Raw genomic sequence first — 25,261 nt, 5'->3', positions numbered from 1 at the left:
GGGCACCGACAATCGCGGGGGAGGTCCGGTCGAGTGGGCAGTGATGGCCGAAGCGGGTTACGTCGGCGGTGGTGCGCAGGCGAGACCGTCGAGGAACGCCGCGGCCTCGCGACGGGAGCCCAGCCGGACGAAGGTGAGATCCTGGAATGCCGGATCGTCCTGTGCCTCGAGGTAGCTCGCCCGGTTCTTCGCATGGGTCGTCCAGGCCCACATGATCACCGATCGTGCCGGGTCGAGCGAGATCATCTCGCGCCAGCGCTCCCGGTTGCCGTTCCACAGCTCGCGCCCGGTCAGCGCCCGGCCCACCGTCCGGCCGACGATCTGGCGCATGACCAGCGACCGGGGCAGATCGAACCAGGCCACCGTATCGGCACGTCGCCACACCAGATCACCGAGTTTGCCTCGGTAGTTGCCGTCGACCACCCAGGCATCGCCGGCGATCCGCTCGGCGACCACGGCCTGGAACTCGGGCGCGGCCATCGGTGTCCAGTTCGGCTGATGGTGGATCGCGTCGAGCTCGATGTGCGGGATGTCGAGCCGGTGTGAGATCTGTCGGGCCAGCGTGCTCTTGCCCGACCCCGAAGTCCCCACCACCACGATTCGTCGCATCACGGCCACCACGACATTATCCACGCCGGTTCGGCCTGGACCAACGGGTTATTCGGGCCGCCACGTGCGGACGAGGTCGAGGAGGCCGGGGAATCGGGCGTCGAGGTCGGCTACCCGGACCTGGCTGCGGCGTTCGAGGCCGTAGCGGTGCTGGCGGGTGATGCCTGCTTCGCGCAGGGCGCGGAAGTGGTGGGTGAGGGTCGACTTGGGGCGGTCGATGCCGAACCAGCCGCAGGGGCGGTCGAGGTCGGGGGATTCGGTGAGCAGCTTCCGCACGATGCCGAGGCGGAGCGGATCGCTGAGTGCGCCGAGGACGACATCGAGGCGCAGGTCGGCGCGTGCTGGTTCGGGAAGTCGTTCGGCTTCGGTCGTTGCCTGCATGGGACACCTTCGGGTCGGGGCTTGTACGAATCTTATCGTACTGAGTATGTTCGACTCCTGTCGTACTTGTACGAGATAAGTCGAACCAAGGAGTGGGCATGACGATCCAGGCAGCGGCGCCACGGGTGCGCGATCGGGCGATCTGGGCGGCGGCGTGGCCGGTCCTCGCGGTGTTCGTGCTCTCGAACGCCGCCACGCCGCTCTACGTCGTGTGGCAGCGGGAGATGGGATTCTCCTCGGGCACGCTCACCCTCGTCTTCGCCTGCTACATCGCGGGATTGCTCGGGGCGCTGACCGTCGCCGGCGTGGTCTCCGATCGGGTGGGGCGTAAGCCGGTGCTGCTGCCCGCGATCGTGCTGGCGATGGTGGCCTGCGTGCTGTTCGCCTGCGCCGGTTCGGTTCTCGTGCTCGCGCTGGCGCGATTGCTCACCGGCGTCGCGGTGGGGTGCGCGGTCTCGGCGGGGATGGCGGCGGTGACCGATATCGCGGGCCGGGAGCGGTCGGCGAAAGGCGCGCTGGCGGCGTCGGTGGCCATGGTGCTGGGCGCCGGCCTGGGTCCGCTGCTGGCCGGGGTCTTGTCGGAGGCCGTGCCCGGTGCGACGGTGACTGTGTTCGCGGTCGAAATCGTGCTACTGGCAGTGGCTTTCGTGGTGGTGTTGCGAATGGATCTGCCGAGCGGTGCGGGCGGGCGCGGTCCGTGGATCCGGTTGCCCGCGGTACCGGCGCGGGGCAGGACAGCGGTGCTGCTCGGGATTGTCGCCTTCGCCCCCGGCATCACGGCCACGTCTTTCGTCCTGTCGCTGGGCCCGTCGGTTCTCGGGATGCTCGGCTCGGCGAATCGGGTCGTGGCGGGTGCGCTGGCCTTCGTGATGTTCCTCGCCGCGACGGGGATCCAGGTCGCGATGCGGCGCAGGAGTATTCGCGTGATCCTGCTCGGCAGCTCGGTGGCGACGGTGGGGAGTGCGGTCGCGCTGATCGGCGCGGTCGCGACGACGGCGGTGCCGGTGTTCGGTGTGGCTGCCGTGCTGGCCGGGATGGGGCAGGGGCTCGGACAGCTCGGCGGTTTGACCGCGATCGGATCGGCGGTGCCGCCGGACCGGCTGGCCGAGGCCAACGCCGCGCAGAACGTGGGCGGTTATCTGCCCGCCGCGGTGTTGCCGCTGGCGACGGGTTTTCTCGGCGATGCGGCGGGGTTGGCCACGGCCACCACGGTTTTCGCGATCGTCGTCGCGGCCACCGCCTCAGCGGGCGCCACCTTCGCGCTGCGCCGGGGTGCGGAAGTGGATCGTGGGACAGCACAGCGGTGAGCGGCATCCGCGTACTGTCCATTTTGTGCAGACTGCACGGTTGTCGATTTCGTCACCGGCCGTGAATCTCGTTGCTATCGTCCGCTCATGAACGCAGCGCCGCCGGTTGTCACTGCGGCTGAGCTGGGGGTGGACGACGAGGAGCGGCCCGCGCGGGTGCTCTCCGGGTTCCCCGGTCGGCTGGTCGGCGGCGTCGCGCTCGGGCTCGCGCTGCTGTCGGTGTGGCAGGTGTTTCGGCCGTTGGCGCAGGGCAGCCAGTACTACCTGGTCATCTTTCTGGCTGTCGCGCTGCCGCTGGTGTACCTGAGCTATCGGTCGTGGTGGGGTCCGCTCGATCGGGCCGACGGGCCTTCCGTGCTCGACTGGGTGCTGGCGGCGATCACCCTGGTGGTGTGTCTGTATCCGGTGCTGCCGATGCGAATCGGTGACGCGGGTGGGGGATACGACGCGTTTCTCGATCGGCAAGGGATGCTCGCGCCGCTCGATGTCGTGATGGGCGGGTTGCTGCTGGTGCTCGTACTGGAGGCGTGCAGACGCACCACCGGGGTGATCCTGCCGGTGGTGTGTCTGGTGTTCCTGGGGTACGGGTACTACGGCGGTCTGCTGCCGCAGGACTGGTCGATCGCGCACGCGGGCCTCGACGTCGATCAGATCGTCGACGCGCTGTACAACTCCGGCAGCGGCTTCTACGGCACGCCCCTCGACGTCGCCGCCAGCTACATCGTGTTGTTCACGCTCTACGGAGCGGTACTCGAATTCTCCGGTGCGGCACGGTTCTTCGTCGATCTGTCGGTGTCGCTGTTCCGGCGCTCGCACAGCGCGGCCGGGCGCACGGCAGTGGCGTCGGGATTTCTGCTCGGGACTGTCTCGGGCTCGGGAACCGCGACCGCGGTGAGCACCGGCGCGGTGACCTGGCCGATTCTGCGTAAGGCCGGTTACCGGCCCGAACAGGCGGGCGGGATGCTCGCGGCGGCGGGTGTCGGTGCGATCCTGTCGCCGCCCACGCTGGGAGTCGCGGCATTCATCGTCGCCGAATATCTCGACGTGTCGTATGTGACGGTACTGGGGTGGGCCCTGATCCCGACGCTGCTGTACTACCTGGGCATTCTGCTGTCGGTCGAGATCGACGCGCGCCGGATCCACGCGGACGGGCGGGCGCCCGCGGATCTGGCCGACGGCCCGCTGCCGACGCCGTGGTGGAAGCTGCTGGGGCGCTTCGGGTATCACTTCTCATCGCTGATCGTGATCGTCGTGCTCTTGCTGGCAGGGGTGAGCGCGACCCGCGCGGTGGTGTACGCGACGGTGCTCGCGCTGCTGCTCGCGATCCCGGACCGGATGCTGCGCAGTGCCGCGGCGACCGATGCATCCTCGGCCGCGGCCACCGACCGCACGAAAACGCCCGCTGAACAGAGCAAGACGGAATCGGCTGAGGGCGTCTCGGTGCGGGAGCGGCATCGCTGGACACGCAAGAGCGTGGGGCAGTTCGTGATCGAAGCCTTGCGCTCGCTGTCGTACGGGATGCGCTCGGCGCTGCCGGTGGTCGCGGTGTGTGCGGCAGCGGGCGTGATCACCGCGATGACCACCAAGACCGGCCTCGGTGCGCAACTGGCCGCGCTGCTGGTCAAGGCCGGATCGGCGCTGTCCGACGATCCCGCCGTCGTGCTGGCGACCACCGCGGTGCTGGCGGCGATCGCGTTGTCGCTGCTGGGTCTGGCGGTCCCGGTGACGGCGTCGTTCGTCATCGGCTGGGTGATCATCGGGCCCGCGCTGCTCGACCTGCACGTCGCCGCACCCGCCGCCGCCATGTTCGTCTTCTACTTCTCGGTGCTCTCGGAGGTGACGCCGCCGACCGCGCTGGCCGCCGTCGGCGCGGCCGCGGTGACGGGTGCGAAGGCGATGCCGACGATGTGGCACGCCCTGCGGTACGCGCTGCCCGCGTTCCTGGTGCCGCTGATGTTCGTGCTCACCGACTCCGGGCAGCACCTGCTCGGACGCGGTGCGGTGCTCGACGTGCTGTGGGTCAGCGCGGCAGCCTGCGTCGGCGTCGCGGCGCTGGCGGCGGCGACCGGCGGGTGGCTGTTCGGGATCGGCGCGATCGGCCCGATCCCGCGCGTCATCGCCGCCGCCGCGGGACTGATTCTGCTGTACCCGAATCCGGTCGCCACCGGGATCGGGCTCGGCGTGCTGGTCGTCGCCGTGGCGGCGGGCCTTCTCGGCCGGGCGAACAGAACATCCACGGACACACCGTGATCCGCGGAATCGGCAGGCGGCCTGGCCGTCGACGGAAGGGGACCTGATGGTCAGAACAATTGTCGCCGTGGTCGCGGCCGCCGCGTTACTCACCGGCTGCGGTGGCCGGCAGGACACCCCGACCGCCGACGCGGGCGGCGAGGTGACCTGTGCGGTGAAGCAGGACACCAGGATCGGCATCGCCACCGGTAACGCGACCGGCGTGTACTTCGCGCTGGGCAACGCCTACGCCGAACAGATCTCCGCCGCCACCGGCGGGACCGTGAAGGCTACCGCGGCCGAGACCGGCGCGTCCGTGCAGAACATCCAGCAGGTGGTCGGCGGCACCTATCAGGTCGGCTTCTCGCTCGCCGACTCCGCGGCCGACGCGGTCGCGGGCACGGGCAGCTTCACCAGCGCGCAGCCGATCCGCGCACTGGCCCGGCTCTACGACAACTACACCCAGGTCATCGTGCGCACCGACGCCGGCATCAACTCCCTCGCCGACCTGCGCGGCAAACGGGTTTCCACCGGCTCGCCGAAATCGGGAACCGAGGTGATCGCCCAGCGCGTGCTGCAAGCCGCGGGCCTCGACCCCGACAGCGACGTCGCCGCCCAGCGCCTCGACCTGACCAAGACCGTCGACGGTCTCAAGGACGGCTCCATCGACGCGATGTTCTGGTCCGGTGGCCTGCCGACGCCGGGCATCACCGACTTGTTCACCACCGCCACGGACAAGGTCCGCTTTCTCGATATCACCGGTGTGCTGCCGAAGCTGAAGGAGATCAACCCGGTCTACGAGACGGGCTCGATCCCGGCCGCCACTTACGGGCTGCCCGCCGACGCGCCGACCATCGTGGTGCCGAACCTGCTCGTGGTGCGCGACGATCTCGACGCGAACCTGGCCTGCGTGCTGACCAAGACGTTGCTGGATCGTAAACCCCAACTGGAGCAGGCGAATCCGGCCGCCAAGGGAATCAACGCCGACACCGCGAGCAAGACGGCGCCGGTGCTGTTGCATCGCGGGTCGGAGGTCGCACTGCGCTGACGTCACGGCGAACGGATCCACGCCGACACGGGGGTTCCGGCGGTCCTCGCGATCCCTACACCGTGGGGTTGCGAGGACCGTGCCATGTCGGCGTGGGAACGCGCGACGATGTGCTGGACCCCCGTCCACCGGTGGCGGACAATCGCGACATGAAGCGGGTCGGGGTCGTCGTGGCGGTGTGCGCGCTGCTGGTCGCGATATCGGCCGCGGTCGGGCCCGCCCTGCACGGGCAACCGCCGTGCGCACCGGGCGTCGACCTGCGACAGGTCGCGGTCACCGTGGACGGCGAGCGTGCGACCGGGCGCGTATACGAGCCGTTTCGCTGTGTCCCCGGCGATATCCCGGCCACGAAGCTGGTGGTCGCGGTGCACGGGCACGGTGGGTCGTCGGCCGATTTCGCCCCGTACATGTCCGCGCTCGCGCGCACGGGCGGGTCGCCGATTCTGCTCATGGACCTGCGCAGCGCCGACGGACCGTGGCGCACCGGCGACTGGAATCTGTGGGCGGGCTGGCGCGACCTGGTGGTGGCCACCCAGTGGTATCGCGGCGAGCATCCCGCTATCGCGTCCACCGTCCTGTGGGGGTGGAGTCAGGGCGGCATCACCAGCGGGCTCGCGGTGGCACACGGGCCGCCCGGGCTGTTCGACTACTGGGTCGACAACTACGGCCCCTCCGACGATTTCACGATGTGGGCGGCCGGCGGCTCGGCGGATCCCGCACTGCCACGCCAGATCGAACGTGACGCGGGCGGCTGCACGCCGATGATCTGCCCGCTCGCCTACATCGAGCGTTCGCCCGCGCTACTCGCCGACCGGCTGACCATGCGCCGGGCCTTCCTGATCCACGGCACCGCCGACACCATCGTGCCCTTCGCGACCAGTGTGGAACTGCGTGCGGCGCTGACCGCGGCAGGCAAACCGTTCTCCTTCTACACCGTGGTCAGCGGGCGTGACCTGACCGGCGCGATCGTCCCGGGCGATCACTCGGTCGGACCGGCGCTGTTCGAGGGCGGGTGTGTGGTGTTGCGCCTGCTCGCGGGAACCGAGCCGCTCGCGCCGCAGGTCATCGACTATGTCGTCGATGTCGAGCACGGTTCGGTCACCGCGCCCCCGGCCCCCGTGGGCGCGAAGTGCGCGGCCTGAGACACGCGGGAACAAGGTCCGGCGAACCACGGTTGTGCGAGAAGACACCGACCGGAACGAGGATGCGATGACCGACGTAGTGCCCGACGATCACGGCTGGCAGGGTGCCGAGCTCGATCTGGACGCCTATCTGTCCAGGATCGGCTACGACGGGCCACGCACGGCATCGGTCGACACCCTGCGCGCTGTGGTGCGCGCCCACACGACCACCATCCCGTTCGAGAATCTGGAGATCATCCTCGGCCGGGGCATCCCGCTGGATCTGAACTCCCTGCAGGACAAGCTGATCCGTCGCAGCCGCGGCGGTTACTGCTACGAGAATGTGGGGATCTTCGCCGCCGCACTCGAACGGTTCGGGTTCGGCGTCGCGGGACTCAGCGGCCGGGTCACCTACGGTGTGGCCGACACCGGCGTCCAGCGGCCCGCGACCCATGCCCTGCTGCGCGTGACCACGCCCGACGACGATCGCGTCTGGATCAGCGATGTCGGTTTCGGTTTCGGCCCGTTGGCGCCGTTCGAACTGGTCGACAGCGAAGGCGAATTCACGCTCGGCGACTGGCGCTACCGGCTGGAACGCCGGGCCGGTGACCTGTGGGTGCTGTTCCAGTTCAGCCGCGACGGCTGGATCGACCGCTACACCTTCACCGAGAACCCGCAGTTCCGCATCGACTACGCGGTCGGCAACCACTTCGTGTCGACCTCGCCACGTTCGCCGTTCACCACGCGACCCTTCCTGCAGCGATTCCTGCCCGATGTCCACCACGTGCTCGATGACCTGACGCTGAGCTCGGAATACCCCGACGGCACTGCCACTTCGCGTGATCTCGATCCCACCGAGCTGCCCAAGGTGCTGGCGGAAGTGTTCGACATCGACCTCGACGAAGACGACGCCGCCACCCTGACGACCACACCCTGGCGAACCGGATAACACCCTCCCCACACGGCACGGCGGTTTGCTTCCTGGGTGGCGCTACGGCAAATTGATGGTTACTTGCCGGGAAACAATTCCTTTGTGGGGGCCGATTCTGTGGGGTCGTTGGTGCCGAATGTTCGGACCGCATCGCCGGGTGCGGCGGTCCGTGGCACCGTCGAACGCCGCCGGGATCTGGACGGGCTGCGCGGGATAGCGATCGCGCTCGTGGTGGCGTTCCATGTGTGGGCCGGCCGCGTATCCGGCGGTGTCGATGTCTTTCTGGTGCTGTCGGGGTTCTTCTTCACCGGCGCCGTGGTGCGCGGGGTGGAGCGGCGCGGCGGGGTGTCCGCGGCGGAGACCGCGCGACGGACCGCGCGAAGGCTGATGCCGTCCTTGGTGGTGGTGTTAGCGGCGATTCTGCTCGCCACAGTGGTGTTGCGGCCCTACACCCAGCTGGGCGAAGCCGCCGCGCAGACGTTGGCGTCGATGTTCTACGGACAGAACTGGTATCTGGCCACCGCCGAGCTCGACTATCTCTCGCCCGATCCGTCGGTGAGCCCGCTCCAGCACCTGTGGTCGATGTCGGTGCAGGGGCAGTTCTACCTGGCGATCTTCGTGCTGCTGGCGGGGTGGGCCTGGTTACGCAGGCGCGGTTCGGCCGGGCGGCTCACCTTGCTGATCGTGCTGGCCGGGCTGGCGTCACTGTCGTTCTGGTACGCGGCATCGGGCACCGCGCAGCACCAGGCCTGGACCTACTACGACAGCATCGCGCGCGGCTGGGAGCTGCTGGCCGGTGCGATGCTGGCCGTCGCGGCGCCCTGGCTGCGGATACCGAACCGGCTGCGTGGGCTCGCGGCCGCCCTCGGTCTGGCCATGGTGCTGTCGTGTGGGCCGCTGTTCGACGGCGCGAACCAGTTCCCCGGTGTCGCGGCGCTCTGGCCGGTGGCTGCCGCCTGCCTGGTGATCGCCTCCGGATTCGGCGTGGCCGCGCGGTCGTGGCCGAACCGCCTGCTGGGCGGACGGTTCTGCACCGAACTCGGCGCGCTGGCCTATCCGCTGTACCTGTGGCACTGGCCGATCCTGATCTTCTACCTCGGCGAGACCGGGCGGGCGAATGCCGGCGTCGTCGACGGTGTGGTGGTGATCGGCGCCTCGCTGGCCCTGGCCTACGCGACCAACCGGCTGATCGAGTCTCCCCTGCGCATGCCACCGCGCGGCCAGGAGGCCGAGAACCGAAGGTTGACCGGGGCCCTGGTCACCGCCACCGCGGTCGCGGTATTGATCGCCTCGCTGGGGTGGCAGGTGGTGCTGGTGGCCAACCCGGCCGTGCCGCCGCAGGCGCTGGACACCCACCGCTATCCGGGCGCCGCCGCGTTGCTCTCCGGTGCCGAATACTCACCGGAACCCATGCGGCCCACCGTCTTCGAAGGACAGGCCGACACTCCGCCGCCGACCACCGACGGCTGCATCACCCCCAACCGGGAAGTTCGCGTCTGTACCTACGGCGACCCCACCGCCGCGCGCTCGATCGCGCTGGTCGGTGGGTCGCACTCCGAGCACTGGCTGCCCGCGCTGGAACCACTCGCCCTCGAACACGGATTCCGGGTGGTCTCCTACCTCAAGGAAGGCTGTCCGGTCGTCCTCGCCGATCAGCCGTCCTACGCCGAGTGGCCCTTCCCCGAGTGTCACGAATGGTCGGTCGAGGTGCTCGACCGGCTGGCTGCCGACCCTCCGAACTGGGTGCTGACCCTGTCCACCCGCTACCGCCAGAACGGCACGGGCGACGAGGTGCCCAACGAATACCTCGAAGTATGGACGGCGTTGCAGGACCGTGGCCTCAACGTGCTCGCCCTGCGTGACACGCCTCGGTTACGCCGCGACGGCGTCCTCTACCGCGCCACCGACTGCCTCGCCCACCGCGGCGACCCCGACAGCTGCGGGCTCGATCGCGCCGACGTGCTCGACTCGCGCGATCCCGCCCAGGAGCCCGCGGCCGGCTACCCGAACGTCCATCCGCTCGACCTGTCCGACGCTGTCTGCCGACCGCAGCGCTGCCGGGTGGTCGAGGGCAATGTGCTCATCTATCGCGACGAGCACCACCTGACCGCCAGCTACGCCCGCTCGCTCGCCCCCGAACTCGGCCGCCAGATCGGGGCGATCACCGGCTGGTGGTAGCGGACGGGCTCGTCACAGCAGAAACGACAACCCCACCGGCACCACGGATCGAGCTAGTCTCGGACTCGTGCGCACACCACGAAAGGCATCGGTCCTGCTCGTCGCGCTCGCTGCGCTGCCCCTCGCGTGCTCCTCCGGACCCGACCAGCCCCAGACCGTCGCCGAGTCCTTCGCCGCCGCGCTCACCAGCGCAGACGCATCCGCCGCCGCCGCGCTCACGGATGCACCGGAGCAGGCCCGGCCGGTCCTGACCGCGCTGTTCGAGAACCTCGGCAAGAACGACACGGTCCGGGTGTCGTCCACCGACGGCAAGTCCTTCACGCTGGAATCCACCTGGAAATTCGGCCCTGACGGCCGCAACGCGTGGACCTACTCGAGCGCCGGGACCACCACCGGCGACGACGAGTGGAAGATCGCCTGGCAGCCGACCACCGTCGCGCCCGGCCTCGACCTCGGCCCGCTCAGCTACAGCCCGGTCGCGGCGAAACCGGCGCGGGTACTCGACGCCTCCGGCGGTGACCTGATGACCCAGCAGGTGGTGACGCTGGTCAACGTCGCGCCCGACGCCGACCTGCCCGCCGTCGCCGCGCTGCTCGCGCCGCAGGGCGTCACCGAGACCACCCTGCGAACCGATCTCGCTGCGGCACAGGGCAAACCGATCACCGCCGTGGCGCTGCGTGATGCCGACATCGCACCGGTGCAGCAGGCGCTGACGGGCGTGCGCGGAGTGACGCTCGCGCCACAGACCCGGTTGCTCACCGTCGACAAGACCCTCGCCGGACCCACCATCGGGGGATTGGCCGAGATCTGGCAGGAACAGGCCGACACCGCCGCGGGCTGGGCGATTCGCGCGCAGACCGCCGAAGGCACTCAGCGCATCGCCGGACCCGACGCGAAGCCCACCGCCGACATCGCCAGCACCCTCGACATCGATCTACAGCACGCCGCCGAGGACGCACTCACCCCGATCGCCACTCCGGCCGCCATCGTCGCGCTGCGCCCCTCGACCGGGGAGGTGCTGGCCGTCGCCCAGAACGCGCCCGCCGACGCTCAGGGCCCGATCGCGCTCACCGGCCTCTACCCGCCGGGGTCCACGTTCAAGACCGTCACGGTCTCGGCGGCACTGCAAGCGGGCGGGGTCACGCCCGACACCGTGCTGCCGTGTCCCGGCCGCGCCACCATCGAGGGCCGCACGATTCCCAACGACAACGGCTTCGACCTGGGTATGGTGCCTCTGCACACCGCGTTCGCACGCTCGTGCAACACCACGATGGCCGAGCTGGGAGTGAAATTGCCTGCCGACGGACTCACCGCGGCGGCCCAGCAGCTGGGTCTCGGGGTGGACTATGTGACACCCGGCTTGACGACTGTCACAGGGAAAGTTCCACCCGCCGAAAGTCCGGCGCAACGGGTCGAATCGAGCATCGGACAGGGCACGGTGACGGCTTCGCCGTTCGGAATGGCGCTCGTCGCGGCCTCCCTCGCGCACGGTTCCGCGCCGGCTCCGAGCATCATCCGCGGCCGTCCCGGCACTCCCGACCGGCCTTCGGCGCCGGTGCCCGCGACGGTGACGTCGCAGCTAGAGACCATGATGGGGGAGACGGTGAGTGCGGGTACAGCCACCGCCCTGCGTGACATCCCCGGCCTGCTCGGCAAGACCGGTACCGCCGAGTACCTCGACGACACCCACGCCCACGGCTGGTTCGTCGGCATCGACGGTGACCGGGCGTTCGCGGTGTTCGTCGCGGACGCCGGAAGCTCCGGACCGGCGGTCGAGGCAGCGGGACGGATGCTACGTGTGACACCATGAGTCGTCTTTCCCCCCGCAGGCGAGCAATCCCCCCGCTGCCGCACGCGGTCATCACCCAGCCAGCTACACTCGGCGGCGGACCATATCCATGGTCAATACGCGGGATGTCACAATTTCGAGAAGGTTCGGAGTAGGCGCCATCGATACCGGTCAGAAGATCGCGGAGCATTACCGCCTGGTCGAGCGTATTGGTAGCGGCGGCACAGGCGTTGTATGGCGTGCTGTCGACGAACGCCTCCAACGCTCCGTGGCAGTGAAGCAGATCCACATCAAACCCAGCTTGCCCGAGGGCGAGCGGGATGTGTTGCGCCAGCGCGCGATTCGGGAAGCCCGCAACGCGGCACGCTTCCAGCACCCCAATGCCATCGTGGTATTCGACATCACCGAGCACAACGGTGATCCGTGCCTGGTGATGGAGTACCTCAAGTCGGTCAGCCTCGCGGGTGAGCTGGGCCAGAAGGGCCCGCTGCCGCTGCTCGAGGTCGCCCGCATCGGGGAGAAGGTCGCCTCCTCCCTGATCGCCGCCCACCAGGCGGGCTTGGTGCACCGCGACGTGAAACCGGGCAATATCCTGCTCGGCGACCACGGTGAGGTGAAGATCACCGACTTCGGCATCTCCCGCGCGGCAGGCGACGTGACGCTCACCGAGACCGGGCTGATCTGCGGTACCGCCGCCTATCTGGCCCCCGAGGTCGCGCGCGGCTCCGATCCGACCCCCGCCGCCGACGTATTCGCCCTCGGCGCAACGCTTTTCCACGCGCTGGAAGGCGAACCGCCCTACGGCGCCAACGCCAACCCGCTGGCGGTGCTCTACGCCGCCGCCAACGGACAGGTGCGCGAGCCCCACAACGCCGGCCCGGCCACCGACTTCCTGCTCGATCTGCTCAGCCCGGACCCCCTCGACCGTCCGACGATGACCGAGGCCCGCGACGCGCTGGCCGCGTTCGCCGAGGACGAGAACGCGGTGCCCGCCGGATTCGTCCCCGCCAGTGAGGCTTTCAACCGTCGCAACTCCGCGGCGACCACCCAGGTGATCCGGCAGTCCGGTCGCCGGGCCTCCCATGCGGGCGCGTCCACCGCCACGACCCGTCAGATCCGCTCGAACCCGCGTCCGCAGGTCCGTCAGGACACCGCCGCGCACCCGCGCACCCAGGCTCAGCCGATGCCGGCCCCGCGCAAGCAGGCGGGCAAGGGTCGTGCGGTGCTGATCGGGTCCGCGGTGGGTGCGGTGGTCGCGGCGATCGCCGTGGCGTTCAGCGCGTTCAACAGCTCCGACTCGGATTCGCCGCAAGTGCAGGCCGGTCCGCAGACCTCGGCGCAGTCGTCGGCGGCACCGAAGCCCAGCGCGGCGGTTCCGCCGCTCGGGCAGGCCAGCAACGTCGGCACCGTCGATATCGGATCGGCGGGTCTGCTGGTCGAGAACTTCTTCAGTGACCCGGCCGGTTCGTGGTCGCTGCTCACCCCGGCCGCGCAGCAGGTCTACGGCAGCGAGTCCGCGTTCCGCGAGTACTGGAACGCCCGCACCGTCGACACCTTCGCCAGCATCACCGCGGTCAGCGGCAACAACGCCGACGGGTCCACGAATATGCGCCTGGCCAGCATCACCATCAACGGCTCGACCAAGGCCATGGTCATGCGCGTGGTGAGCTCGGGTGGCAGTCTGCGCATCGACGGAGATACCCGCTAGCTGGTGTCCGCGACGGATCCGCCGGTCGGGTCCGTCGCTTCGGCGGGATGTGGGTGGAAAAGCGATGGCGGGCGACCATTAGGCTGGTACCTGACCTGAGCCCCACCACAGAACAGGACCGTACCCCGATATGACTTCCCGCATCGAGCTCGCCCGCGTCGATCTGCGCGGTCGTACTCCTTCCGCTGCCGAGCTGCGCACCGCGCTGCCGCGCGGAGGGGTCGACGTGGACTCGGTGCTGCATCATGTGCGGCCGGTCGTCGAGGACATTCGGGACCGGGGCGCCGAGGCGGCGCTGGACTACAGCGAGAAGTTCGACGGAGTGCGGCCCGCCGTGGTGCGGGTACCGGTCGGCGAGCTGACCAAGGCGCTCGCCGAGCTGGACCCGGCGGTGCGCGCCGCACTCGAGGTGGCGATCGAGCGGACCAGGAAGGTGCACGCCGATCAGCGGCGCACCGACACGGTGACCGAGGTCGTGCCCGGTGGCACCGTCACCGAGAAGTGGCTGCCGGTGGAGCGGGTCGGGCTGTACGTGCCCGGCGGCAACGCCGTGTACCCGTCGTCGGTCGTGATGAACGTGGTGCCCGCGCAGGCCGCAGGCGTCGAGTCGCTGGTGGTGGCCTCGCCGCCGCAGGCACAGTTCGGTGGGCTGCCGCACCCGACGATCATGGCGGCCGCCGCGCTGCTCGGCGTCGACGAGGTGTGGGCGGTCGGCGGTGCGCAGGCCGTGGCGTTGCTGTCCTACGGCGGTGTCGATACCGACGGTGGAGCGCTCGAGCCGGTCGACCTGATCACCGGGCCGGGCAATATCTACGTCACCGCGGCCAAGCGGCTGTGCCGTGGGCTGGTCGGCATCGATGCCGAGGCGGGCCCCACCGAGATCGCCGTGCTGGCCGACGCCACGGCCGATCCGGTGCACGTGGCCGCCGACCTGATCAGCCAGGCCGAGCACGATGTGCTCGCCGCCAGTGTGCTGGTCACCGATTCTCCCGCGCTGGCCGACGCGGTCGACGCCGCCGTGAACGCTCAGCTCGCCGTGGTCAAGCACCACGATCGCGTGCGGGAAGCGTTGAGCGGCAAGCAGTCCGGGATCGTGCTCGTCGACGACATCGCGCAGGGTCTGCGTGTGGTCGACGCCTACGCCGCCGAGCACCTCGAGATCCAGACCGTCGACGCCGCCGCTGTCGCCGCGCGGGTGCGCAGTGCCGGTGCGATCTTCGTCGGCCCGTGGGCGCCCGTCAGCCTCGGCGACTACTGCGCGGGTTCGAACCACGTGCTGCCGACCGCGGGGTGCGCGCGGCACTCCTCGGGACTGAGCGTGCAGACGTTCCTGCGTGGCATCCACATCGTGGAGTACACCGAGGCGGCGTTGAAGGATGTCGCCGGACACGTTGTCGCCCTGGCCAACGCGGAGGATCTGCCCGCGCACGGGCAGGCCGTGCAGGCGCGTTTCGAGGCGCTGTCGTGAGTACTCCCACCGTGCCCGGCGCCTCGGCGACCCTGGACCAGCTACCGCTGCGCGACAACCTGCGGGGCAAATCGCCTTATGGCGCGCCGCAATTGACGGTGCCGGTGCAGCTCAACACCAACGAGAACCCGCACCCGCCCAGCAAGGCGCTGATCGACGATGTCGCCGAGTCGGTGCGCGCCGCCGCCGCCGATCTGCACCGGTACCCGGATCGCGACGCTGTGGCGCTGCGCCACGACCTGGCCGAGTATCTGACCCGCCAGACCGGCATCGCCGTCGACACCGCGAATGTGTGGGCGGCCAACGGCTCCAACGAGATCCTGCAGCAGCTGTTGCAGGCGTTCGGCGGACCGGGCCGCAGCGCACTGGGTTTCGTGCCCTCGTACTCGATGCACCCGATCATCTCGGAGGGCATCGACACCGAGTGGGTCGAGGCCAAGCGCAGCGGTGACTTCTCGCTCGACATCGACTACGCGGTGGCCCAGATCGCCGAACGCCGACCCGACGTGGTGTTCGTGACGAGCCCGAACAACCCGACCGGCCACAGCATCCCGATCGCCGAGCTCGAGCGGATTCTCGAGGTCGCGCCCGGCATCGTCGTGGTGGACGAGGCATACGGGGAGTTCTCCGCGGCACCCAGCGCGATCACGTTGATCGACCGGTTCCCAACCAAGCTCGTGGTCACCCGCACCATGAGCAAGGCGTTCGCGTTCGCGGGTGGGCGCCTGGGCTACCTCGCCGCTTCGCCTGCGGTGATCGACGCGATTTTGCTGGTGCGCTTGCCGTATCACCTGTCGGTGGTCACCCAGGCCGCCGCGCGCGCGGCATTGCGTCACGCTGACGAAACCCTGGGCAGCGTCGCGGAACTGGCGGCCCAGCGTGATCGGGTCGCCGCCGCACTGGCCGCGCTCGGATTCGACGTGATCCCCAGCGACGCCAACTTCGTGCTGTTCGGCCGGTTCACCGACGCGGGCGCCGCGTGGCAGCACTATCTCGACGCGGGTGTGCTGATCCGCGATGTCGGCATCCCCGGGTACCTGCGCGCCACCATCGGCCTGGCCGCCGAGAACGACGAATTCCTGCGCGTGAGCCGCGATATCGCGGGCACCGCCCTTACTCACTGAATCCACCTGTGGAGGAACACATCATGAGCAGAACAGCGCGGGTGGAACGCGTCACCAAAGAGTCCTCGATTCTGGTGGAGCTGAACCTCGACGGCACCGGGCAGACCGAGATCTCCACCGGGGTGCCGTTCTACGACCACATGCTGACCGCGCTCGGCGCGCACGCCGGGTTCGACCTGGTGGTACGGGCCGAGGGTGACATCGAGATCGAAGCGCACCACACGGTCGAGGACACCGCGATCGTGCTGGGACAGGCGCTCGGGCAGGCGCTGGGCGACAAGAAGGGGATCCGCCGCTTCGGTGACGCGTTCATCCCGATGGACGAGACCCTCGCGCACGCCGCCGTCGACGTGTCCGGCCGGCCGTACTGCGTGTTCACCGGTGAGCCCGAACACCTCGTGCACACCATCATCCCGAGCGCGGGCCCCGGCGCTTCGTACTCGACGGTGCTCAACAAGCACGTCTTCGAGTCGATCGCGCAGAACGCCCGCATCGCGCTGCACGTGCGGGTGCTCTACGGCCGCGACCAGCACCACATCACCGAGGCCGAATTCAAGGCTGTCGCGCGGGCTCTGCGCGCCGCCGTGGAAATCGACCCCCGGGTCAGTGGTGTGCCCTCCACCAAGGGAGTGCTGTGAAATCCGTTGTGCTGCTGGACTACGGCTCCGGCAATCTGCACTCCGCCGAACGCGCGCTGGTACGCGCCGGTGCGCAGGTGGAGGTCACGGCCGACCCCACCGCCGCCTTGGCCGCGGACGGCCTCGTCGTCCCCGGCGTCGGCGCGTACGCGGCCTGCATGGCCGGGCTGCTGTCGGTGCGCGGTGATCGCATGATCGGCCAGCGCCTCGCCGGTGGACGTCCCGTGCTCGGCATCTGCGTCGGCATGCAGATCATGTTCGACCGCGGCGTCGAGTTCGGTGTCGAGACCGAAGGCTGCGGCGAATGGCCCGGCACCGTCGCGGGACTGGACGCTCCTGTCCTTCCCCACATGGGCTGGAACACGGTCAAGGCACCCGCCGACAGCACCCTGTTCGCCGGCATGGACGCCGACACCCGCTTCTACTTCGTCCACTCCTACGCGGCCCAACAGTGGGAACTCCCCGGCAACGAGCACATCGCCCCCCCGAAGCTCACCTGGGCCGAACACGGCGTCCCCTTCCTGGCCGCCGTCGAGAACGGACCGCTCTCGGCCACCCAGTTCCACCCGGAGAAGTCCGGCGACGCGGGTGCGCAACTGCTGCGCAACTGGATCGGCTCGCTGTAAGCCGGTCACCTCGGCTGACTGTCGTGCGGCAACCGTGGCTAGGCGCGGTGGCGTTCCCGCGCGGTTCCGGCGTGCGCCGGGTCGCCTGACAGGAACGCGCGGACCGGTGTCGCGCAGCGGACCGCGTCGTCGAACCACGGGCCGTGACCGCCGGGGACGACGACGAGTCGCGCGCCGGGGATCTTCGTCAGCGATGGTCGAGCCTGGTCAGGGGAGCTGAAAACGTCGTGCTCGCCCCAGACGAACAGCAGCGGCGTGGTGATCCGAGCCAGTTCGTCATCGGTCAGGACGTTGTCGGGGCGCGCGATACGTCCCCGCATCAGACGACACAGCAGCGCGCGGTAGGACGCGGCCTGGCCGGGCAGGCGCAGCGGTAGTCGGTGCAGATCGAGCATGTCGTCGGACATGGCACGAGACGCTGTCGCCCCGAGCGCCTCGGTGAGGGCGAAGCGGGCCACGAACCGCGGGGACGGCAGTCGCATCAGCCTTTCGTCGATACGGCCGCGCAGCGGGGAGGTCAGTGACTCCATCTCGGCAATGCCGCGCATGCCGGGGAAGGCGGTGGCGGGGGTGGCGACAATCGCTGCTCGCGTGAGCCGTTTCGGCGCGTCCAGCGTGGCCCAGAGGGTGAACAAGCCGCCGAGGGAGCTGCCGACGAACGCGGCCTGATCCACGCCGAGCGCATCCAGTGTTCCGGTGAGTACACCCGTGGCCAGCTCGCGGACGGTACTTCCCTGCCAGGTGAAAGGGGGTGCGAGACTGTGGCCCGGCAGGTCGATGAGGATGTGTCGGAAGCCGGGCAGGTGGGCGATCAGCGGTGCCATACCCATGGCGGGTGCCGAGATGCCGTTGATGTGGACGACCGGTTCGCCGGATCCGGCGGTCAGGACGCGGACCTGTACCGAAGGGTCGCGCAGCGTGAACAGGTGCTCGCTGATCGTGAGTCCGTAGGCGTCGGCGACGCGCTGCTCGGCGGCGCGGATCCGGCGTTGCAGACCTCGGGAATTGCTCATGCACTCACTGTGGGGTGCGGCAGGGTGCGCTGTCTTGAACGAATGTTCCGGCGGTCAGGGCGCCGTGAGCGCACCCGGTGTGACGCCGGCGAAGGCCGACACGTCGCGGTGCAGGTGTGATTGATCCGAATAGCCGCATGCCACAGCGGCATTCGCGGGCGAGTGGCCGGTCGTCAGCAGGTCGAACGCGTGCCGGAACCGGGTGAGCATCGCGGCGCGTTTCGGTGTCACGCCGACCTGGGCGGTGAACCTCGACCACAGGCGTCTGCGGCTCCAGCCGGTGAGTTCGGTCAGCTCCCGTACCCGCACGCCGCCGTTGCCGGCGACGATGCGGTCCCACGCTGCGGCGACCTCCGGGTCGGCCGTCCTGGTCGATTCGCGCAGGGTGAGAAACCGGGACGTCAGTGCGAATCTTTCTGCCCACGTTGCTGTTTCGGCCAGCTGTTCGCGCAGCAGTGGCGCCGCCGGACCCCAGAGGTCGTCGAGGCCGATCATCGTGCCGGTCAGGGCGGCCGGCGCGACACCGAGCAGGTGGTAGGCGGCGATCGGCGACATTCGCACCTCGACACATTCGACGCGCGCTGCGTAGACCTGGCGGATTCCCGGGTCCAGTCCGGCGACCAATCCGTCGAACATCGACTGCCGGCCAGGATCTTCGGCAGTGAGCGGATCATCTCCGAACTGGATCACCACCGTGACCTCCGGTCGAGCGAAGATCCGCAGATCGCACCCCGCCGACCCGCGATCGCGGAACCCCTCCATCGTGACACCCGCCATCGCCGATCCGGTCGACCGGGCCAACTCCCAGCCGTCGTCCAGCTCGTGTTCGGACATGATGGGCCGCACACATCGAGCGTACGGACGACGCGACAATCGTGGGGCCTGCCGGTGTGATCAGGAGTTGTCGAAGTGGGCTCGGTCGGCGGCTTCGGTGCCCGCGGTCCAGCCTTCGGCGCTGCGGATGGTGATGCCTCGGGTGCGGGCGGTGGGGAAGTAGGTGGCGAAGGCCTTGTCCACTCGTTGTCGGTGGGTGGCGAGGGCGGGGAGCAAGTGGGTGGGGTCGGGGGAGTCGGCGATGGTTGCTTCGGCGGCGTCGGCGAGGCGTTCGCCGACTCGCGTGGCATAGGCGGTGAGGTAGGCCTTGCGGTAGTGGCGGGAGCGGGATTCCTCGGTGGTGGCGTTGTCGATCATGGTGCGGGTGGCTTGGACGAGCAGGGAGGTGGACAGGATCTCCACGGCGTCGAGGTCGGGGTCGTCGCCGACGATCGTGACGAATCCCCAGTCGGCGACGAAGATCGCGCGGCAGCGGTTGGCTCGGGTGACCATGTCGATGAGCAGGGCTTTGGCGTCGGTGTAGGGGGTTTCCAGCCAGATGCGGCGGGCGGCGGGGAGGTCGGGGTCGGTGCGCTGGGTGTCGAGCAGGGCGCGGTCGATCGCGTACTTGGTCATGAGTTCTTGCGCCTTGGCGGACAGCGTTTCCGCTTCCTCGGCGAAGGACGTCGATTCGGCCTTGGCGAGCAGGCCGCGCACTCGGCCGAGGGTCTTCTCGTCCACATGGTGATGGGTGGCGCTCTGCCTGCGGGTGCCGGGGAGCGCGACGATCTGTTCGAGTTTCGGGAGTTGGACGAGCAGGGCGAGGGCGGTCAGGGCTGCCGTGAGAGCCTCTTCACGGGTGAGGAGTGCCCGGTCGGCCCATTGATCGAGGTGGGGTTGCTCGGATGTCCACCACACCGTGGCGCCCAGCTCGTCCAGTTGCGCCTGCCAGATCTCGTCGACGGACTCGGCGGAGAAATCGGACCGGTGCTCGGCCATCAGATCGGTCAGGTAACTCACCGCGAACTCGTCCACCCGTCTGCGCGCGGCCTCGTGAACATCGCGAGGCAACCAGCCGAACTCGAAGGCGCGAAGAATGATTCGCTGAGCGGCGAGCTGAACTCCGGCGCCCGATTCGGCGCCCGCGACCTGTTCGGCGAATCGCCCGATGGCGTTCTTGTCGCCCTGGGCGGCGAGGAAGGCCACGGTCGCGATCGCGTCGGCCACCTGCGACCGGTCGCCCGACCACGCGGCATCGATCGGAAGTCCGGGAGCGGCTGCCGGTTTACGGCCAGTCCGGCGCCGACGATTCTGCTTGGCCAAGGGTTGCGCCGATCCTGTTCGTGGAGGTAGTACCCGCAACGGGGGTAGGTGTGTTCGCGGCGTCCATTGTCGCGCATCGGTCCTGTGCGGCCGCGGGGTCGTCGGCCTGCGTCGAATTGTCGAGGCAGGTCAGCGACTCCTGGTTGATCGTGCGGTCGTAATCGCTACTCGCCCAACGGAACTGCGGCAAGAGGGTTTCGGAAGTCGGTCGGTGAGCCTAGGCTGGCGGGATGAGTTATCGGGGGATGGTGCTCGACGAACGAGCGGAGCTGGTCGAACTGCTGCGGGGGCTGAGCGAGCACGAATGGGAGACGCCGTCGCTGTGCGCGGGGTGGCGGGTTCGTGACGTCGTCGGGCACCTGTTGCAGGACACCCTCAGCCCGCTGGGCTACGCAGCGGTCGTGGTGAAGAGCCGGGGCTCGGTCAACCGCACCAACAGCGCACTCGCGCAGGCGTTCTCGGGGCTGACGACCGCGCAGCTGGTGGACAAGCTCGACACCGAGTCGGGTCGCCTGTCGAAGTACTCACCGCGGCTGATGCTCTCCGACCTCGTGGTTCACCACCAGGACATCCGCCGTCCCCTCGGCCGCCCGCGGACGATTCCCGCCGACCGTCTCATCGCGGTCCTGAACTACCCCGACCCCTTCGCCTTCCCGGCCAGGTACGCCAAGGGTCTGCGTTTCGTCGCCACCGACGTCGACTGGTCCTCCGGCGACGGCCCGGAAGTGCGCGGCCCCGGCGAGGCCATCGCCCTGGCCGTCGTCGGCCGCACGGCCGCGCTCGACGACCTCACCGGCGGCGGACTCCCCGAACTCCGCCGCCGCCTCGGCTGACTACCACGCGCCTGCCGGCGGCGAAGGCCGACCAGGTCAGCGTCGCAGCGTGGTCGCTGTATCGGTCCGCGACAGCTTGTCGGGGTTGCGGACGGAGTAGAGGCCGGTGATGAAGCCGTCGTCGACGCGGACCGCGAAGACTGTGTCGATGACGCCGTCGAGGCGCAGGATCAGGGCCGGGTGGCCGTTGAGCTGTGCTGATTCGACAGTCATCGCCGCGCCGATCCTGGGCACACTGGCGGTGAGCAAGGCGGCGACCAGATCGGCCCCCACGATGGGCGACAGCGCGGCCTGCTTGATTCCGCCGCCGTCGCCGAGGAACACGACATCCGGTGCGAGCAGGTCGAGCAGGTTCTGGAGATCGCCGGTCTCGATCGCCCGCTGGAACGCCGCGAGCGCATCGCGGGATTCGCTCGCCGACACGATGCCGCGCGGTCGGCGAGCTGCGACGTGGGCGCGCGCCCGGTATGCCAGCTGGCGGACGGCGGCCGGACTCTTGTCGACGGCCTCGGCGATCTCGTCGTAGTCCAGATCGAATACCTCGCGCAGCACGAACACCGCCCTTTCGATCGGCGTCAGCGTCTCCAGAACGAGCAGCATCGCCATCGAGACGCTCTCGGCCAACTCGACGTCCTCGGCCACGTCGGGCGTGGTCAGCAGCGGTTCGGGCAGCCAGGGGCCGACATAGGACTCCCGGCGCCGGCCCAGCGTGCGCAACCGATCGAGGGACCGGCGGGTCGTGATCCTGACCAGATACGCGCGCTGGTCGCGCACCGCGTCGAGATCGACGCCCACCCACCGCAGCCACGTCTCCTGGAGGACGTCCTCGGCGTCGGCAGCCGAGCCGAGCATCTCGTAGGCGACCGTGAACAGCAGATTGCGATGGGCGACGAACACCTCCGTCGCCGGGTCCTTCACTGTGCCCTCGGGCTGTGGCGCCATGGGTAGCTCCTTTTCCACTCGGATGTGACGCACACCAGACGCCGGCCGAGGCCGTCGCGTAACACCGATCCGCAGTGGCGTGCATCACGTCGACGAGCTGTTACGGAGGTCCGATCGCCGCCGTCTCATGGTCGTTCGATTCAGCACCAGCAGTGAGGAACACGTCATGGAACCCCGATTCAACCTTTTCGGCACCGAGGTCGGCGCCGAGTTCGGCAAGCGGTTCGGCAACGCCAGCCTGGCACTGATCCGGTCGACCCTGCCGAAAGCCACCCAGGACCTGGTGATGCTGCGCGTCAGCCAGATCAACGGCTGCGGCTACTGCACCGACGCGCACAGCAAGGATCTCGCCCACTCCGGGCAGTCCGCGACGCGGATCAATCTCGTTGCCGCATGGCGTGAGTCGGCCGTGTTCACCGACGCGGAACGGGCGGCGCTGGCGCTGGCCGAGGAAGGGACCCGCGTCGCCGACGCCGCGCGGGGCGTGTCCGACGAGACCTGGGCCCAGGTGCGCGAGCACTACGACGACGAGCAGCTCGCCGCCCTGATCGCGGTGGTGGCCCAGATCAACGCCGCCAACCGGCTCGGTGTCATCCTGCGCCGGCAGGGCGGTGCCTACGAGCCCGGCGCGTTCGACACCGCGGCAGGCTGAGCGAATCGTGGTCGGCCCGGGTCGTCGGATCCGGGCCGACCCGCTCGACGCCGAGCGTCTGTGCGCGCGGTTCGCGTGACACGGGCCTCACCGTCGCGGACCGTTGCGGGAACGGCGACACAGACCTACTAGTCTGAATGCGTGAGTCTTGTGCTGTTGCCCGCTGTCGATGTCGCCAATGGTGAGGCCGTGCGCCTTGTGCAAGGGGAGGCCGGTAGCGAAACGAGCTATGGGTCGCCTCGGGACGCGGCGTTGGCGTGGCAGCAAGCGGGGGCCGAGTGGGTGCATCTGGTCGATCTCGACGCGGCCTTCGGCAAGGGGAGCAATCGCGAACTGATCGCTCAGGTCGTCGGCGAACTCGACGTGAAGGTCGAGCTGTCCGGTGGTATCCGCGACGACGATTCGCTGAAGGCGGCACTGGCGACCGGGTGCGCGCGGGTGAACATCGGCACCGCGGCGATCGAGAATCCGCAGTGGTGCGCGCGAGTGCTCGGCGAGTACGGCGACCGGATCGCGGTGGGGCTCGACGTCAAGCAGGTCGACGGACAGTGGCGGTTGCGCGGTCGTGGCTGGGTGACCGACGGCGGCGACCTGTGGGAGGTGCTCGAACGCCTCGAGCGTGACGGTTGCGCGCGGTATGTGGTCACCGACGTCTCCAAGGACGGCACGCTGACCGGCCCCAACCTCGAGCTGCTGAGCGAGGTCGCCAACGCCGCCGAGGCACCGGTGGTCGCCTCCGGCGGCATCTCGGTGCTCGACGACCTCGTCGCCATCGCCGGCCTGGCCGACGACGGTGTGGAGGGCGCGATCATCGGCAAGGCGTTGTACGCGGGCCGCTTCACGCTGCCCGAAGCTCTGGCCGCGGTGCGCTGACACCGCCGATGACCGCCGCGCCGAGCACCGCCGAACTGACCGACCTGCTGACCGTCGCCACCCAGATCCTGGACGGCGTGGTCCCGCGATTCGTCGAAGGACTCGGCGCGCCGAGCGCGGTGACCAAGGGCCGCAACGACTTCGCCACCGAACTCGATCTCGAGCTGGAACGCACCATCTCCGCCGAACTCCAGCAACGGACCGGCATCGCGGTGCACGGGGAGGAATTCGGCGGACCGGCGCTCACCTCGGGCACGGCCTGGGTACTCGATCCGATCGACGGCACCTTCAACTACTCCTCGGGCCACCCGATGTCGGGCACCCTGCTGGCACTGGTGCACGAGGGCGAGCCGGTGATCGGCCTGACCTGGCTGCCCATGCTCGGTCGCCGCTACGCCGCGGTGACCGGTGGACCCTTGTATCTCGACGGTGTGGCATTGCCGCCGCTGGAACCGGGCAAGCTCGCCAACTCCATGATCGGATTCGGCGCCTTCAACCTCGACTCGGCGGGTCGCATCCCCGGCCAGTTCCGGTTCGACCTGCTCGGTGCGCTGAGCCGGTTGTCCTCGCGGGTGCGGATGCACGGCGCCACCGGCATCGACCTGGCGTTCACCGCCTCGGGGGTGCTCGGCGGCGCGGTCGTGTTCGGGCACCATCCGTGGGACAACGCGGCCGGGGTCGCGCTGGTGCGCGCCGCGGGTGGCGTGGTCACCGACCTGGCGGGCGCGCCGTGGACGATCACCTCCGGTTCGGTGCTGGCCGCCGCGCCGGGCGTGCACGAGGAACTGCTGGAAATGATTTGCACCGTCAGCGAAGAAGAACGAGGGTGAACCCCATGACACCGCGCACCGACGAACGACCCGGCACTACCGCGCCAAGCACCTTGGCGGTCCGCGTGATCCCGTGCCTGGACGTCGACGCGGGTCGCGTGGTCAAGGGCGTCAACTTCCAGAACCTGCGCGACGCGGGCGATCCGGTGGAACTGGCCGCGACCTACGACGCCCAGGGCGCCGACGAACTGACCTTCCTCGACGTCACCGCCTCCACCGGCGACCGCGGCACCATGCTCGACGTGGTGACCCGCACCGCCGAGCAGATCTTCATCCCGCTCACCGTCGGCGGTGGCGTACGCACGGTCGAGGATGTCGACCGGCTGCTGCGCGCCGGCGCCGATAAGGTGTCGGTGAACACCGCCGCCATCGCACGCCCCGAGGTGCTGTTCGAGATGTCGCAACGCTTCGGCGCCCAGTGCATCGTGCTCTCGGTCGACGCGCGCACCGTGCCCGACGGTCAGCCCGACACCCCGTCCGGCTGGGAGGTCACCACCCACGGCGGCAAGCGTGGCACCGGCATCGACGCCGTCGAATGGGCCATCCGCGGCGCCGAACTCGGTGTCGGCGAGATCCTGCTGAACTCGATGGACGCCGACGGCACCAAGGCCGGTTTCGACCTGCCGATGATCGCGGCGGTGCGCGCCGCGGTGCGCGTTCCGGTGATCGCCAGCGGCGGCGCGGGCGCGGTCGAACACTTCCCGCCCGCTGTCCACGCCGGCGCCGACGCGGTCCTCGCCGCGAGCGTCTTCCACTTCGGCGACCTCACCATCGGCCAGGTGAAGAACGCGATGCGCGCGGACGGCATCACCGTCCGCTGACATC

At 69.4% G+C, this 25,261-nt stretch carries 23 protein-coding genes; 17 read left to right on the top strand and 6 right to left on the bottom strand.

The features are described from left to right. Positions 1-57: 57 nt before the first annotated feature. Both ACWF99_RS28565 and ACWF99_RS28560 read right to left on the bottom strand, forming a co-directional pair. Complete coding sequence (locus ACWF99_RS28565) at positions 58-609, bottom strand: hypothetical protein (protein WP_452537885.1); 552 nt, start codon at positions 607-609, stop codon at positions 58-60. Positions 610-657: 48 nt separating this feature from the next. Next, complete coding sequence (locus ACWF99_RS28560) at positions 658-990, bottom strand: ArsR/SmtB family transcription factor (RefSeq protein ID WP_378637265.1); 333 nt, start codon at positions 988-990, stop codon at positions 658-660. A 98-nt stretch (positions 991-1,088) separates the two neighbouring features. Between ACWF99_RS28560 and ACWF99_RS28555 the strand changes: the two genes are divergently transcribed. The 12 genes from ACWF99_RS28555 to hisH all read left to right on the top strand — a co-directional run bounded on the left by ACWF99_RS28555 (position 1,089) and on the right by hisH (position 17,157). Further along, positions 1,089-2,297: an MFS transporter gene (locus tag ACWF99_RS28555; RefSeq protein WP_452537883.1), complete on the top strand. Its 1,209-nt coding sequence runs from the start codon at positions 1,089-1,091 to the stop codon at positions 2,295-2,297. Between the two features lie 87 nt (positions 2,298-2,384). Beyond that, the gene (locus ACWF99_RS28550) at positions 2,385-4,547 is read left to right on the top strand and encodes a TRAP transporter permease (RefSeq protein ID WP_452537881.1); all 2,163 of its coding nucleotides are present in this window, start codon (positions 2,385-2,387) and stop codon (positions 4,545-4,547) included. 46 nt (positions 4,548-4,593) lie between these two features. Beyond that, entirely contained in the window at positions 4,594-5,574 is a 981-nt protein-coding gene (locus ACWF99_RS28545) for a TAXI family TRAP transporter solute-binding subunit (protein WP_452537879.1), read from the top strand. Positions 5,575-5,723: 149 nt separating this feature from the next. Then, entirely contained in the window at positions 5,724-6,716 is a 993-nt protein-coding gene (locus ACWF99_RS28540) for an alpha/beta hydrolase family protein (protein ID WP_452537878.1), read from the top strand. A 67-nt stretch (positions 6,717-6,783) separates the two neighbouring features. Further along, positions 6,784-7,644, top strand: coding sequence for an arylamine N-acetyltransferase family protein (locus ACWF99_RS28535; protein ID WP_452537877.1), 861 nt, complete (start codon positions 6,784-6,786; stop codon positions 7,642-7,644). An 84-nt stretch (positions 7,645-7,728) separates the two neighbouring features. Then, complete coding sequence (locus ACWF99_RS28530; protein ID WP_452537875.1) at positions 7,729-9,804, top strand: acyltransferase family protein; 2,076 nt, start codon at positions 7,729-7,731, stop codon at positions 9,802-9,804. A gap of 67 nt (positions 9,805-9,871) precedes the next feature. Continuing rightward, complete coding sequence (locus ACWF99_RS28525) at positions 9,872-11,614, top strand: penicillin-binding transpeptidase domain-containing protein (RefSeq protein ID WP_378637246.1); 1,743 nt, start codon at positions 9,872-9,874, stop codon at positions 11,612-11,614. An 88-nt stretch (positions 11,615-11,702) separates the two neighbouring features. Further along, the gene (locus ACWF99_RS28520) at positions 11,703-13,301 is read left to right on the top strand and encodes a protein kinase domain-containing protein (RefSeq protein ID WP_452537873.1); all 1,599 of its coding nucleotides are present in this window, start codon (positions 11,703-11,705) and stop codon (positions 13,299-13,301) included. A 130-nt stretch (positions 13,302-13,431) separates the two neighbouring features. After that, on the top strand, positions 13,432-14,769 hold the full coding sequence (gene hisD, locus ACWF99_RS28515) for a histidinol dehydrogenase (RefSeq protein WP_378637243.1): 1,338 nt from the start codon (positions 13,432-13,434) through the stop codon (positions 14,767-14,769). After that, a complete protein-coding gene (locus ACWF99_RS28510; protein ID WP_378637240.1) occupies positions 14,766-15,893 on the top strand; it encodes a histidinol-phosphate transaminase in 1,128 nt (375 codons plus the stop codon). The genes hisD and ACWF99_RS28510 overlap by 4 nt, the downstream gene beginning before the upstream one ends. Before the next feature lie 23 nt (positions 15,894-15,916). Continuing rightward, on the top strand, positions 15,917-16,531 hold the full coding sequence (hisB, locus tag ACWF99_RS28505; RefSeq protein ID WP_056824871.1) for an imidazoleglycerol-phosphate dehydratase HisB: 615 nt from the start codon (positions 15,917-15,919) through the stop codon (positions 16,529-16,531). Beyond that, complete coding sequence (gene hisH, locus ACWF99_RS28500) at positions 16,528-17,157, top strand: imidazole glycerol phosphate synthase subunit HisH (protein WP_378661072.1); 630 nt, start codon at positions 16,528-16,530, stop codon at positions 17,155-17,157. The genes hisB and hisH overlap by 4 nt, the downstream gene beginning before the upstream one ends. Positions 17,158-17,195: 38 nt before the next feature. Here hisH and ACWF99_RS28495 read toward each other — a convergent pair whose 3' ends face one another. From ACWF99_RS28495 to ACWF99_RS28485, 3 genes are read right to left on the bottom strand one after another with little or no spacing between them, the layout of a single operon-like run. Then, positions 17,196-18,170: an alpha/beta fold hydrolase gene (locus tag ACWF99_RS28495; RefSeq protein WP_452537870.1), complete on the bottom strand. Its 975-nt coding sequence runs from the start codon at positions 18,168-18,170 to the stop codon at positions 17,196-17,198. Between the two features lie 54 nt (positions 18,171-18,224). Then, complete coding sequence (locus ACWF99_RS28490) at positions 18,225-19,016, bottom strand: helix-turn-helix domain-containing protein (protein ID WP_452537869.1); 792 nt, start codon at positions 19,014-19,016, stop codon at positions 18,225-18,227. Positions 19,017-19,064: 48 nt separating this feature from the next. Then, positions 19,065-20,306: a DUF2786 domain-containing protein gene (locus ACWF99_RS28485; protein ID WP_378637232.1), complete on the bottom strand. Its 1,242-nt coding sequence runs from the start codon at positions 20,304-20,306 to the stop codon at positions 19,065-19,067. A 230-nt stretch (positions 20,307-20,536) separates the two neighbouring features. Here ACWF99_RS28485 and ACWF99_RS28480 point away from each other — a divergent pair, with 230 nt between their 5' ends. Further along, positions 20,537-21,139 (top strand): maleylpyruvate isomerase family mycothiol-dependent enzyme, encoded by a 603-nt coding sequence (locus ACWF99_RS28480; protein ID WP_378661081.1) that lies wholly within the window; start codon positions 20,537-20,539, stop codon positions 21,137-21,139. Between the two features lie 36 nt (positions 21,140-21,175). Here ACWF99_RS28480 and ACWF99_RS28475 read toward each other — a convergent pair whose 3' ends face one another. After that, complete coding sequence (locus tag ACWF99_RS28475) at positions 21,176-22,081, bottom strand: RNA polymerase sigma-70 factor (protein ID WP_452537867.1); 906 nt, start codon at positions 22,079-22,081, stop codon at positions 21,176-21,178. A gap of 166 nt (positions 22,082-22,247) precedes the next feature. Between ACWF99_RS28475 and ACWF99_RS28470 the strand changes: the two genes are divergently transcribed. From ACWF99_RS28470 to hisF, 4 genes are all read left to right on the top strand, one after another. Beyond that, complete coding sequence (locus tag ACWF99_RS28470) at positions 22,248-22,733, top strand: carboxymuconolactone decarboxylase family protein (protein ID WP_378661089.1); 486 nt, start codon at positions 22,248-22,250, stop codon at positions 22,731-22,733. Between the two features lie 141 nt (positions 22,734-22,874). Then, the gene (priA, locus tag ACWF99_RS28465; protein ID WP_452537865.1) at positions 22,875-23,606 is read left to right on the top strand and encodes a bifunctional 1-(5-phosphoribosyl)-5-((5-phosphoribosylamino)methylideneamino)imidazole-4-carboxamide isomerase/phosphoribosylanthranilate isomerase PriA; all 732 of its coding nucleotides are present in this window, start codon (positions 22,875-22,877) and stop codon (positions 23,604-23,606) included. 8 nt (positions 23,607-23,614) lie between these two features. Next, positions 23,615-24,436, top strand: a complete 822-nt coding sequence (locus tag ACWF99_RS28460; protein WP_378637220.1) for an inositol monophosphatase family protein — start codon at positions 23,615-23,617, stop codon at positions 24,434-24,436. Between the two features lie 5 nt (positions 24,437-24,441). Continuing rightward, complete coding sequence (gene hisF, locus ACWF99_RS28455) at positions 24,442-25,257, top strand: imidazole glycerol phosphate synthase subunit HisF (protein ID WP_378637218.1); 816 nt, start codon at positions 24,442-24,444, stop codon at positions 25,255-25,257. The last annotated feature ends 4 nt before the right edge of the window (positions 25,258-25,261 follow it).

Source organism: Nocardia sp. NPDC055002 (assembly GCF_053608825.1).
The sequence above is the reverse complement of the archived record's forward strand: the minus strand, read 5'-3'. Positions and strand labels throughout refer to the sequence as shown.